The sequence below is a fragment of the Bradyrhizobium sp. 2TAF36 genome (assembly GCF_052114925.1).
Taxonomy (GTDB): Bacteria; Pseudomonadota; Alphaproteobacteria; order Rhizobiales; family Xanthobacteraceae; genus Bradyrhizobium; species Bradyrhizobium barranii.
Genome location: NZ_JBFRFR010000018.1, coordinates 1 through 11,741 on the forward strand (window position 1 = coordinate 1; position 11,741 = coordinate 11,741).

Annotated in this window: 9 protein-coding genes; 6 read left to right on the forward strand and 3 right to left on the reverse strand. The window is 65.3% G+C overall.

What is annotated here, in order from left to right; genetic code table 11:
- Positions 1-268 precede the first annotated feature (268 nt).
- From AB4Z51_RS12345 to AB4Z51_RS12360, 4 genes are all read left to right on the forward strand, one after another.
- Positions 269-1,048 carry an enoyl-CoA hydratase gene (locus AB4Z51_RS12345; RefSeq protein ID WP_085403867.1) on the forward strand — a complete coding sequence of 260 codons (780 nt, stop codon included), beginning with the start codon at positions 269-271 and terminating at the stop codon, positions 1,046-1,048.
- A gap of 188 nt (positions 1,049-1,236) precedes the next feature.
- Positions 1,237-2,667 carry a TolC family outer membrane protein gene (locus tag AB4Z51_RS12350; RefSeq protein WP_094184354.1) on the forward strand — a complete coding sequence of 477 codons (1,431 nt, stop codon included), beginning with the start codon at positions 1,237-1,239 and terminating at the stop codon, positions 2,665-2,667.
- A gap of 25 nt (positions 2,668-2,692) precedes the next feature.
- The gene (locus AB4Z51_RS12355) at positions 2,693-3,250 is read left to right on the forward strand and encodes a hypothetical protein (RefSeq protein ID WP_441497481.1); all 558 of its coding nucleotides are present in this window, start codon (positions 2,693-2,695) and stop codon (positions 3,248-3,250) included.
- A 51-nt stretch (positions 3,251-3,301) separates the two neighbouring features.
- Positions 3,302-4,264: an amidohydrolase family protein gene (locus AB4Z51_RS12360; protein WP_441497482.1), complete on the forward strand. Its 963-nt coding sequence runs from the start codon at positions 3,302-3,304 to the stop codon at positions 4,262-4,264.
- Positions 4,265-4,284: 20 nt separating this feature from the next.
- Here AB4Z51_RS12360 and AB4Z51_RS12365 read toward each other — a convergent pair whose 3' ends face one another.
- The 3 genes from AB4Z51_RS12365 to AB4Z51_RS12375 all read right to left on the reverse strand — a co-directional run bounded on the left by AB4Z51_RS12365 (position 4,285) and on the right by AB4Z51_RS12375 (position 10,233).
- Entirely contained in the window at positions 4,285-7,401 is a 3,117-nt protein-coding gene (locus AB4Z51_RS12365) for an efflux RND transporter permease subunit (RefSeq protein ID WP_063984613.1), read from the reverse strand.
- Between the two features lie 29 nt (positions 7,402-7,430).
- Entirely contained in the window at positions 7,431-8,675 is a 1,245-nt protein-coding gene (locus AB4Z51_RS12370) for an efflux RND transporter periplasmic adaptor subunit (RefSeq protein ID WP_085403870.1), read from the reverse strand.
- Between the two features lie 145 nt (positions 8,676-8,820).
- Entirely contained in the window at positions 8,821-10,233 is a 1,413-nt protein-coding gene (locus AB4Z51_RS12375; RefSeq protein ID WP_085403871.1) for a CoA transferase, read from the reverse strand.
- 113 nt (positions 10,234-10,346) lie between these two features.
- Here AB4Z51_RS12375 and AB4Z51_RS12380 point away from each other — a divergent pair, with 113 nt between their 5' ends.
- Complete coding sequence (locus AB4Z51_RS12380) at positions 10,347-10,634, forward strand: hypothetical protein (RefSeq protein WP_085403970.1); 288 nt, start codon at positions 10,347-10,349, stop codon at positions 10,632-10,634.
- A 176-nt stretch (positions 10,635-10,810) separates the two neighbouring features.
- Positions 10,811-11,581, forward strand: coding sequence for an SDR family NAD(P)-dependent oxidoreductase (locus AB4Z51_RS12385; protein ID WP_441497483.1), 771 nt, complete (start codon positions 10,811-10,813; stop codon positions 11,579-11,581).
- The last annotated feature ends 160 nt before the right edge of the window (positions 11,582-11,741 follow it).

The following is an 11,741-nucleotide window of genomic DNA, read 5'->3' on the forward strand; positions in this document are numbered from 1 at the left end:
GGACCAGAGCTCGCTGATGGACCAGAGCTCGCTGATCGGCAAGATCTTCATCGGCGTCGGCACGCTGCTGACGCTGGCGTCTGCCGCACGCATGTTCTTCGCTTGATGCTTGGCCTGGTTTTTGGCCTGATTTTGGGGTGAGGGACCTCGTCCGGAACGCGCGTCTCGCCGCGCGTTCCGGACGGCCTCGTTCCGACAGCTTTTCGGCCCTTGAAGCCCACCGCGCCAGCGGGCACATTGCCCGCCCAATCAAACGCGTGGGTGGAGCATGAGCACGTTCGAACACATCATCGTCGAGAGCAAAGGCGCGGTCGGCATCATCAAGCTGAACCGGCCGAAGATGCTCAATGCGCTCTCCTTCGGCGTCTTCCGCGAGATCGCCGCGGCCGTCGACGATCTCGAGGCCGATGACGCCATCGGCTGCATCGTCGTGACCGGCAGCGAGAAGGCCTTTGCCGCCGGCGCCGACATCAAGGAGATGCAGCCGAAAGGCTTCATCGACATGTTCTCCGAGGATTTCGCCGCGATCGGCGGCGATCGCGTCGCGCGCTGCCGCAAGCCGACCATCGCCGCGGTTGCGGGCTATGCGCTCGGCGGCGGCTGCGAGCTCGCCATGATGTGCGACTTCATCATCGCCGCCGACACCGCCAGGTTCGGGCAGCCCGAAATCACGCTCGGCACCATTCCCGGCATCGGCGGCACCCAGCGCCTGACCCGCGCGATCGGCAAGTCGAAGGCGATGGACCTCTGCCTCACCGGCCGCATGATGGATGCGGCGGAAGCAGAGCGCTCAGGCCTCGTCAGCCGCATCGTGCCCGCCGACAAGCTCATGGACGAGGTCATGGAAGCCGCCGAAAAGATCGCATCGATGTCGCGGCCCGCCGTCGCCATGGCCAAGGAAGCGGTCAACCGCGCCTTCGAGACCACGCTCGCCGAAGGCATGAGCGTCGAGCGCAACCTGTTTCACGCGACCTTCGCGCTGGAGGACCGCTCCGAGGGCATGGCGGCGTTCATCGAGAAGCGCAAGCCTGTCAACAAGAACCGGTAATGCCCGCGAGCGGTCAGGCTGGTGTAAGGCTTCGCCGCTCTGGTGCAGAAACCCTGTGACGCACCTGCAACAAGCACGGAATAGATGGGGGTTTTCCCCGCGGCAGTTTGCCTGCGGGACCCCGGCTGGTTAAACAGTTAAGAGGCCACCGTCGGCGGGGGCGGACAGCCGGGGTTTAGCAGGATTACATGATTGGGCGTGCCGCCAGAGTTGGTCGCGTGATGACGCGGCATCGATCGGGCGTGGGTCCTGTGCTTGCGACATGGACCACGCTGGCGCTCTGTTGCGCCCTGCCCTCCGCCGCATGGGCGGAAGCCCTGCCGGAGGCGCTCGCCAAGGCCTACCAGACCAACCCGCAGCTCAATGCCGAGCGCGCGCGGCAACGCGCCACGGATGAAAACGTGCCGCAGGCCCTCGCCGGCTACCGGCCGCAGATCGTGGCAAGCCTCAGCGCCGGCCTGCAATCGGTGCGCAATCTGCTGCCCGACAACACGATCCAGACCGCCAATCTGAAGCCGTGGATCATCGGCGTCACCGTGACGCAGACCCTGTTCAACGGGTTCCGCACCGCCAACAGCGTCCGCGCTGCGGAACTTCAGGTGCAGTCCGGCCGCGAGGCGCTGCGCAATGTCGGCCAAGGCGTGCTGCTCGACGCGGTCACCGCCTACACCAACGTGCTGGCCAACCAGTCACTGGTCGAGGCGCAACGCTCCAACGTCGCGTTCCTGCGCGAGACGCTCGCCGTCACCCAACGCCGCCTCAACGCCGGCGACGTCACGCCGACCGACAGCGCCCAGGCCGAGGCGCGGCTCAGCCGGGGGCTCGCCGACCTCAACGCCGCGGAAGTCGCGCTGGCGGTGAGCCAGGCGGTCTACGCGCAGGTGATCGGCAATGCGCCATCGCAGCTTCGGCCCGCCGAAGTCGTCGACCGCTATCTGCCGAAGAGCCGCGAGGATGCGCTGACGACGGCGATCCGCCAGCATCCAGCGGTGATGGCGGCGGGCTTCGACGTCGATGTCGCCTCGACCAACATCCGCGTCGCCGAGGGCGCGCTGCTGCCGAGCGCCAGTCTCCAGGGCAGTGCCAGCAAGAGCCGCAGCAACGACCCGACGCTGAGCACCATCGCCGAAGACCAGGCCTCGATCGTCGCCAACGTCACCGCGCCGATCTACGACGGCGGCCAGGCCGCCGCACAGACCCGACAGGCCAAGGAGATCACGGCGCAGAGCCGGCTCGTGCTCGACCAGGTCCGCAACCAGGCGCGCACGGCGGCGACCAGCGCCTGGGTCGCCAATGAGGGCGCCAAGATCACGGTCTCCGCTTCCGAATCAGAGGTGAAGGCGGCGACCGTCGCGCTCCAGGGCGTGCAGCGCGAGGCCGCCGGCGGGCAGCGCACGACGGTGGACGTGCTGAACTCGCAGGCCGATTTGATCCAGGCCAAGGCCCGCCTGATCGGCGCACTGCGCGACCGCGTCATCGCCTCCTACACGCTGCTCAGCGCCGTCGGCCATCTCGACGTCAAGACGCTCAGCCTCAACACGCCGGACTATCTGCCCGAGGTGCATTACCAGCAGGTCCGCGACGCCTGGCACGGCCTGCGCACGCCGTCGGGGCAGTAGTTTCAAATCGTCTGGCCTGATGCCGATGAAGAGCCGCCGCATCCATCTGATGGGAGCTTCGGGCTCCGGCGTGACGACGCTCGGTCGCGCGCTCGCCGGCCGGCTTGCGCTGCCGCATCACGACAGCGACGATTATTTCTGGCTGCCGACCGTGCCGCCCCACCAGACGACGCGCCCTGCCGCGGAGCGCCTGCGCCTGATGCGCGAGATGTTTCTGCCGCGTCTCGACTGGGTGCTGAGCGGAACCGTCACCGGCTGGGGCGACGAACTCGTCCCGTTCTTCGATCTTGTCGTCTTTGTGACGACACCGCGCGAGCTTCGCTTGCAGCGCCTGCGTGGCCGCGAGGCTACGCATTTCGGAGCTGATGCCGTCGCACAGGGCGGCTGGCGTCACGAGGAGACGGAGTCGTTCGTCGAATGGGCCTCGCGCTACGAAGCCGGCGATCGCGAGGGCCGCAGTCTCACAAAAGATGAAGCCTGGCTCGCGGGCCTGCCCTGCCCGGTCGTGCGCATCGACGGCTCACGCCGGCTTGCGGATCTTGTCGAGCAGCCATGCAGTGAAGCGGAGCGGCTACCCGGCTGATGTGATATTGTTCCGGTCCCACCTCAAAAATAACGAAGCAGGGAGAGAACCATGCTCAACCGACGCAGCGTCCTGCTTGCCTCCCTTGCCGCCGGAGTAGCCATGACCAACAAAGCTCACGCCCGTGCGGCGCAGCCCGCGACGCCGGTCGATTTCGACGTTCCGGCCCTTGCCTGCGATTGCCACACGCACATCCATGGTGACGTCGAAAAGTTTCCGTTCTTCGCGGGGCGCGTCTATACGCCGGAACCGGCAAGCCCCGAGGAAATGGCGGCGCTGCACAAGGCGCTGCATATCGAGCGCGTCGTGATCGTGACGCCGAGCGTCTATGGCACCGACAATTCCTCCACCTTGTTCGGCATGAAGGCGCGCGGCGCGACCGCACGCGGAGTGGCCGTGATCGACGACAAGACCACGGAAGCCCAGCTCGACGCGATGCAGGCGGACGGTTTTCGCGGCAGTCGCATCAATCTCGCCACCGGCGGCGTCAGCGATCCGAATGTCGGCCGCGCGCGCTTCACCGCCGCCGTCGAGCGCATGAAGGCACGCGGCTGGCACGTGCAGCTCTACACCACGCTGCCGATGATCTCGGCGATCAAGGAGCTCGTGCTGGCTTCGCCTGTGCCGGCTGTGTTCGACCATTTCGGCGGCCTCGAGGCGTCGCTCGGACTGGAGCAGCCGGGATTCTCCGACCTGATCGCGCTCGTCAAATCCGGTAAGGCCTATGTGAAGATCTCGGGAGCCTATCGCTCGTCGAACCTCGCGCCCGACTATCAGGACATGGTGCCCTATGCCCGGGCGCTGATCGCGGCGAACCCGGACCGCATCGTCTGGGGCACCGACTGGCCGCATCCGGATTCCAGCCCCGTCGAGGGACGCAAGCCCACCGACATCGCGCCCTTCTATCAGATCGAAGACGGCCGGCTCCTCAACCAGCTTCCGGTGTGGGCGCCGGATGCGGAGGTGYGCAAGAAGATCCTGGTCGACAATCCCGCGCGTCTCTACGGATTCTGAGGCGCGGCGACGGCGCGCGATCAGCGCGCGCGGCGGGAGAAGAAGGAGATCAGGACCGGCAAGGTCACGAGGATCACGACCGGCGCGAGCATCATGCCGGTGACGACGACGACGGCGAGCGGCTTCTGCACTTGCGAGCCGATGCCTTCCGACAGCGCCGCCGGCAGCAGGCCGACGCCGGCAACGACGCAGGTCATCAGCACCGGCCGGAGCTGCAACTCGCCGGTGCGTATCACCGCGCTCACGCGGTCCATGCCTTCTTCGATGAGCTGGTTGAACTGCGACAGGATGATGATGCCGTCCATGACCGCAATGCCGAACAGCGCGATGAATCCGATCGCGGCGGAGACGCTGAAGGCGGTGCCGGTGATCAAGAGACCGAGCACGCCGCCGAAGATCGCCATCGGAATCACGCTCATGGCGAGCAGCGTGTCGGTCATCGAGCCGAAATTGAACCAGAGCAGCACGCCGATCAGCGCCAGCGAGATCGGCACCACGATCGACAGCCGGCGGATGGCGTCCTGGAGATTGCCGAACTCGCCGACCCAGTCCATGTGCGCGCCGGGCGGCAGCTGCACCTGCTCGGCGACCTTCTGTTGCGCCTCGCGGATCGCGCTGCCGAGGTCGCGCTCGCGCACCGAGAACTTGATCGGCAGATAGCGTTCCTGCTGCTCGCGATAGATGTAGGCGGCACCGGAGACGAGGCTGATGGTGGCGACCTCGCTCAGGGGAATCTGCGTGACGGTGCCGTTGGGGCCAGGCGCGCCGATGCGCAAATTCTGGATCGCCTCGGCGCTCCTGCGATATTCCGGCGCGAGGCGGACGATGATCGGGAAGTGACGATCGGAGCCCGGCTCGTAGAGATCGCCCGCGGTATCGCCGCCGATCGCGACCTTGATGGTGGCGTTGATGTCGCCCGGCGCGAGCCCATAGCGCGCGGCCTTGGCACGGTCGATGTCAATCTGAATGGTCGGCTGCCCGAGCGAGGTGAACACCGCGAGGTCGGTGACGCCTTGCACGGTCGCCAGCACCGACTTGATCTTGTTGGCGGTGTCGGTGAGCGCCTGGAGATCGCTGCCGAACAGCTTGATGGAGTTCTCGCCTTTCACGCCCGAGACGGCTTCGGAGACGTTGTCCTGGAGATATTGCGAGAAGTTGAATTCGACGCCTGGGAAGCGATCGTCGAGCTGCTTCAATAGCTGCGCGGTCAACTCTTCCTTGTCGTGCGTCCCCGGCCATTGGCTCGCGGGCTTGAGGGGGGCGAAGAACTCGGCGTTGAAGAAGCCGGCCGCGTCGGTGCCGTCATCGGGGCGGCCATGCTGCGACACCACGGATTCCACCTCGGGCCGGGCACGGATCAGCTTGCGCATCTCGTTGACGTAGGTGTTGCCTTCCTGGAGCGAGATGGTCGGCGGCAGCGTGGCGCGGATCCAGAGATTGCCCTCTTCCAGCTTGGGCAGGAATTCGAGGCCGAGCAGGCGGCTGAGCGCCACCGTCATCAGCACGAGACCGACCGCGCCGCCGAGCATGATGCCGCGGTTGGCGACGGCCCAATTCAGCACCGGCATGTAGATCCGGTGCAGGATCCGCATGACCCTCGTCTCGGTCTCCTCGAGATGCGCAGGCAGAATGATCGCGGACAGCGCCGGGGTAACCGTGAAGGTCGCGAGCAGCCCGCCGGCGAGCGCATAGGCATAGGTGCGCGCCATCGGCCCGAAGATGTTGCCCTCGACGCCGGACAGCGTGAACAACGGCAGGAACGCCGCGATGATGATGGCGGCGGCAAAGAAGATCGAGCGCGACACGTCGGCGGCGGCGCTGAGGATGGCGTGGCTCTTCATGCCGAACAGCGTCTCGGGCGACATCTGCTCGGATTCCGACACCGGCGTGGTCTGCGTCAGGCGGCGGAAGATCGCTTCCACCATGATGACGGTGGCGTCGACGATGAGGCCGAAATCGATCGCGCCGACCGACAGCAGATTCGCGGATTCCCCGCGTAGCACCAGGATGATCACGGCGAAGAACAGCGCGAACGGAATGGTGGCGCCGACGATCAGCGCGCTGCGGAGATCGCCGAGGAACATCCACTGCAACAGTACGATGAGCAGGATGCCGACCACCATGTTGTGCAACACGGTGTGGGTGGTGAGTTCGATCAGGTCCCCGCGATCGTAGATGCGCTCGATGCGCACGCCGGGCGGCAGGATGCTGGAGTTGTTGATGGTTTGAACGAGCTGGTGGACGCGCTTGATGGTTGGCGAGCTTTGCTCACCGCGGCGCATCAGGACGATGCCCTGCACGATGTCGTCGGAATCGTCGATGCCGGCAATGCCGAGACGGGGTTTTTGGCCGACAGTGACGGTGGCGACGTCCTTGACCAACACCGGATTGCCGTTGGTCTGCGAGACCATGGTGTTGGCGAGGTCGTCGATCGAACGGATCAGGCCGACGCCGCGTACCACGGCCGATTGCTGGCCGATATTGACGGTGTTGCCGCCGACATTGACGTTGGAATTGCTGACCGCCTGGAGCAATTGCGGCAGCGTCAGGCCGTTGGCGACGAGCTTGTTGAAGTCGACCTGGAGCTCGTAGGTCTTGCTCTTGCCGCCCCAGCCGGTGACGTCGATGACCCCGGGTACGGCGCGGAAGCGGCGCTGGAGGATCCAGTCCTGGATGGTCTTGAGGTCGAGCACGCTGTAGTTCGGCGGGCCGACGAGGCGGTAACGGAAGATTTCGCCGATCGGGCTGAGCGGCGAGATCTGCGGCTGCACATTGCCCGGCAGCGGCGCGAGCTGCGCCAGCCGGTTCAAGACCTGCTGCTGCGCCTCGTCATAGGTGTAGGCGAAGGAGAACTGCAGTTTGATGTCGGAGAGGCCGTAGAGCGAGATGGTGCGGATCGTCGTGAGGTTCTTCAGACCCGCGACCTGGGTCTCGATTGGAATCGTGATGTAGCGCTCGATCTCTTCCGCCGACAGGCCCGGGCTCTGCGTCACGATGTCGACCATCGGCGGCGTCGGATCGGGATAGGCCTCGATGTTGAGCTGGTTGAACGCGATCAGGCCGCCGATCAGCACGGCGAAGAACATCCCGACCATCAGGAAGCGCCGGTTGACGGCAAGGGCGACGAGACGATCCATTCAGGTCTTCAATTTTCTTGGGTCGTCGATCAGCTACCGGACGCCGCGCGGTCGATGAACAGGCTGCCCTTGGTGACGACCTGCTCGCCTGGCTTCAGATTGCTGGTGATCTCGACGAAATTGCCATTGATGAGGCCGGTCTTGATCTGGCGAAGCTCGACCGACTTGTCCTCGCGCGCGACCCAGATGCGGACCTTGTCGGCCTCATAGATCAGCGCCTGCTTCGGCACCGCCGGCGCGGCACGGTCGCCGGCCGAATAGATCGTGACGTTGGCGAACATTTCCGGCTTGAGCAGGCCGTCCTTGTTGTCGATGGTCGCGCGAACCAGCAGGCGGCGGGTGGTGGGATCGATGGCGGCGGCGACGTAGTTGATCTTGGCGGTCAGGGGGTGGCCCGGCAGCGCCATCACGTTGACGCTGATGTCCTGCCCGATGCACACCGCGGCCGCATCGCTCTCGCGCACGAAGGCGGTGAGCCAGACCGTCGAGAGGTCGCCGATCACGAACACCGGATCGCTAGCGCCGGAATTGACGTATTGGCCCGGGCCGATCTTTCGCTGCACGACGGTGCCGGAGATCGGCGAGTAGATCGTGATCTCCCGATCGATGACGCCCTTGTCCTGGAATGCCTTGATGGTCTCGTCGGTGAAGCCGAGGATGCGCAGCTTGTTGCGCGCGGCTTCCAGCGCCGTCCCCGAGGAGCGCACGTCGTTCTGCGCCTGGACCTGGGTCGTTTCGGCCTGCTGATAGTCCTTCAGCGGAATGGCGCGGCCCTCATAGAGGTCCTTGGCGCGCCTGAACTGGATGTCGGCAAGATCGATCGCAGACTTCGCCTTGTTCTGCGAGGTCATCGCCGCGATGAAATCGTTCTGGGCCTGCACGGTGTCGGCGGCCTCGATCGTGAACAGCGGTTGACCTTGCTTCAGCATCTCGCCCGGCTTGGCGAGCAGCTTGGTCACCCGGCCCGCATAGGGCGAGAACACCGGCGTCGAGCGATCCTCGTCGACCGCGACCTTGCCCTCGGTGACATATTCGGCCCGGAAGGTCTTGGCCTTGACCGGCTCGATCGTCAGCGTCGCCCACTCGGACGGCGTCGGCGTGAAATTCTGCGCATTCCTGCGCGACTGGCTGGAGACCTCGGAGTGGCTCTTTTCCTTGGCCCCCGCACGCAGGAAGCCATAGGCACCGGCGCAGGCGAGTGCCAGTAAAACTACGGATGTGATCACCCGTTGTTTTGTAAACACCTGCAATCGCTTGGTATTTTCAACTACCATGGGGCCCGGTCAAGTCTGCGACGATCTCGGCAGACGCCTGCCTTATCGGTCGCGCTAATAGTGCTGAATTGGGATTTCAAACAACCTAAAAAACGCCAGCCACCTTTCCGTTTGCGTTAAAATATTGCATCGCGTCAGCTTCACGTCAGTTTCGCGCCGGCCATTGTGGCGGATGACTGCCGAGCGGCATCGCCGGGCGGCTCCATCGCGCCGGCGTGGTCGACAGCAGCGCGGAATGGCGCACCGCCTTCAACGTGCCGAAGCCAGATGGCATGGACTCGATGAATGCAGCATGTACGGCCTCGCCCGTAAGATCCGGGGTGTCCAGGCCGCCATCGAGCCGGCCGAGATTCCACAGCCAGCGTCCGGTCTGCGCCAGCGACACGCGCACGTGCCAGCTCCCGCCCTCGCGGGCCTGGCGTGCCTTGGCCATCATCGCGCCGAACGCCATCAGATAGCCGGTGGCATGGTCGAGCATCTGCGCCGGCAATTCCTTCGGACCGTCGATGCCCGCGGCCTGCCCCTCGGCGTGGTTGAAGCCCGTCGTGGTCTGCACCAGTGAATCAAAACCGCGCCGCTCCGCCCAGGGGCCGGCATGGCCATAGGCCGACAGCGTGACATAGACGATGCCGGGATTGATGTTCGCTGCATCCTCCGGCGCGAACCCGAGGGCTGCAAGCGCGCGCGGACGATAGCCTTGCGAGAAGATGTCGGCGCCCTTCAACAGCTCGCGCAACTGCGCCCTGCCCGCCTCGCTCTTCAACTCGACCAACGTGGTGAGCTTGCCGCGGCCGGTGTCGATGGTGAGCCAGGGAATGGCCGGCAGCTCCGGCCCCGAGACGAGCAGCACATCCGCGCCGTGCGCGGCGAGCGTGCGGCCGGCAACGGGGCCCGCGATGACGCGCGAGAGATCGAGCACGCGCAGGCCGGAAAGCGGACGATCGCCGTTCGACAATCCCTGCGGCCATGGCTTGGGTGGGGCCTCGCCGATCTTCTCGATCGAGACCAACGGCAGTTCGGCGAGCGCGCGCGCCTGCGGCAGCGCGGACCATTCGTCGTAGGAACGCATCAGGGCGACGACGCCGCCCGCGGCATAGGCCGCAGTTTCAAAATCCTCGCCCTTCCATTGCATCAACGCGGCCTGAACCTTGTCGCGCTCGGGCTCGCAGCCGAGCACGTTGCAGACGGCGTCGCGATGATGCGGGAAATTGGTGTGGCAGCGGACGAAGCGGTTGTCGCCGGTCTTGTAGACACCGGCGATGGCGTCCCAGGCTGGCGGCGGCGGCTTATCGTCGAGGCGCAAATAGCGCTCCGAACGGCATTCGGCGACGGCGTGGCGCATGTCGACGGAGACGTCCTGCGTCTCACCGCTGCGCAGTCTCCGGATTTCGGCGGCGGCAAGACCGGCGGCTGCGATCGTCGTCTGTCCGGCGACGGCGACGCGAAACGAGGACGGAATTTGCGGCTCCTCGCCGGTCAGCCGCACGCGCTCGAGCGCGGCCTTGTCGCCGCCGATGGAGGTCCAGAGATCCCTAAGAATATCGGCGGGGCTTTGCATGACCGCTTCTCTCCCTTTCAGATTTGAGCATGATCTTTTCGTAAATCCGCTGCGCATTTTCCGGATCATGCTGTAGTTTTCGCGACCATGTCATGATCGCAGAAAGGAATGCAATGGCCGCCGTAGATCCCCTCACCGCAGGCGCCGTGTTCATCGCAACGGCGGCCACCGACGCAGTCTATGTCATGTTCACCTCGGCCGTGATCGCGCGCAAGCGCGTGCCGGCGGCGAACTGGAGCGCGGTCTGGTACCTGCTCTCCTCCTACGCCGTGATCAGCTACACCGAAAACCCGTTCTATGTCGCTTTCGCGGCGATCGGCTCGTGGGCCGGCGCCTACGTCTCGCTGACCTTCCTGCACCGCCCGCCCGGCGGCCCGCCGGTGGGGGCGGCACCGGAGTGAGAGGACCGCCTCTCCGCGTCGTCATTGCGAGGAGCCCTTGCGACGAAGCAATCCAGACTGTCTCTGCGGATGCATTCCTGGATTGCTTCGCTACGCTCGCAAGGACGAATTGGAGAGTTCAGCATGTCTCCTGAAACGGCTACACTCTTTGCACCAACAAAAAGGAAAACCAAACAATGGATCTCGGTCTCAAAGCAAAAAACGCCATCGTCCTCGGCGGCACGCGCGGCATCGGGCGGGCGATTGCGGCGACACTGGCCGGCGAAGGCGCCAACGTCGCGGTGTGCGCGCGCAACGCCGATCAGGTTGCGGCGACCGTCACTGAACTCAAGGCAAGCGGAATCCGTGCCAGCRGCGGACCGGTCGACGTCACCGACGGCGCGGCGCTGAAATCCTGGATCGAGACTGCTGCAAAGGAGCTCGGCGGCGTCGACCTGCTGTTCGCCAATGCCGGCGCGATGGCGCAGGGCCACGATGCGGCGTCCTGGGAACAGAACTTCCGGCTCGACGTGCTCGGCGCCGTGCATGCGTTCGACGCCGCGCGGCCGTTCCTCGAGGCCAGCGGCGAGAAAAGCGGCGATGCCGCCTTCGTCATCATCTCCTCGATCTCGGCGGCGCAGGCCGATCTCGCCAGCTCCTACGGCCCGATCAAGGCGGCGCTGATCCACATGGCCAAGGGATTGGCGCGGCAATACGCAAAGAAGAAGATCCGCGTCAACGTGGTGTCGCCCGGCACGGTCTATTTCAAGGGCGGCGTCTGGAACATGATCGAGCAGAACATGCCGGAGCGCTACAACGACGCGATGAAGCGCAACCCGACGGGCCGCATGGCAACGCCGCAGGAGATCGCAAGCGCGGCGGTGTTTCTGGCAAGCCCGGTGTCGGGGTTCACCACGGGCTCCAATCTCGTCGTGGACGGCGCGATCTCGAACCGGGTGAATTTTTAGAGCGGGCACTCTGTCATCGCCCGACTTGATCGGGCGATCCAGTATTCCAGAGACAGCGCGGCTAGAACCGAGAAGCCGCAGCGTACTGGATACCCCGCTTTCGCAGGGTATGACACCGAGAGTATGACACGGCCCGGCTCAACAAGCTCGTCATTGCGAG

What these genes read in the sequence shown, in the direction of transcription:
- AB4Z51_RS12345 (WP_085403867.1), top strand. Translation starts at nt 269, where the DNA reads ATGAGCACGTTCGAACACATCATCGTCGAGAGCAAAGGCGCGGTCGGC.
- AB4Z51_RS12350 (WP_094184354.1), top strand. Translation starts at nt 1,237, where the DNA reads ATGATTGGGCGTGCCGCCAGAGTTGGTCGCGTGATGACGCGGCATCGA.
- AB4Z51_RS12355 (WP_441497481.1), top strand. Translation starts at nt 2,693, where the DNA reads ATGAAGAGCCGCCGCATCCATCTGATGGGAGCTTCGGGCTCCGGCGTG.
- AB4Z51_RS12365 (WP_063984613.1), bottom strand. Translation starts at nt 7,401, where the DNA reads ATGGATCGTCTCGTCGCCCTTGCCGTCAACCGGCGCTTCCTGATGGTC.
- AB4Z51_RS12370 (WP_085403870.1), bottom strand. Translation starts at nt 8,675, where the DNA reads ATGGTAGTTGAAAATACCAAGCGATTGCAGGTGTTTACAAAACAACGG.
- AB4Z51_RS12375 (WP_085403871.1), bottom strand. Translation starts at nt 10,233, where the DNA reads ATGCAAAGCCCCGCCGATATTCTTAGGGATCTCTGGACCTCCATCGGC.
- AB4Z51_RS12380 (WP_085403970.1), top strand. Translation starts at nt 10,347, where the DNA reads ATGGCCGCCGTAGATCCCCTCACCGCAGGCGCCGTGTTCATCGCAACG.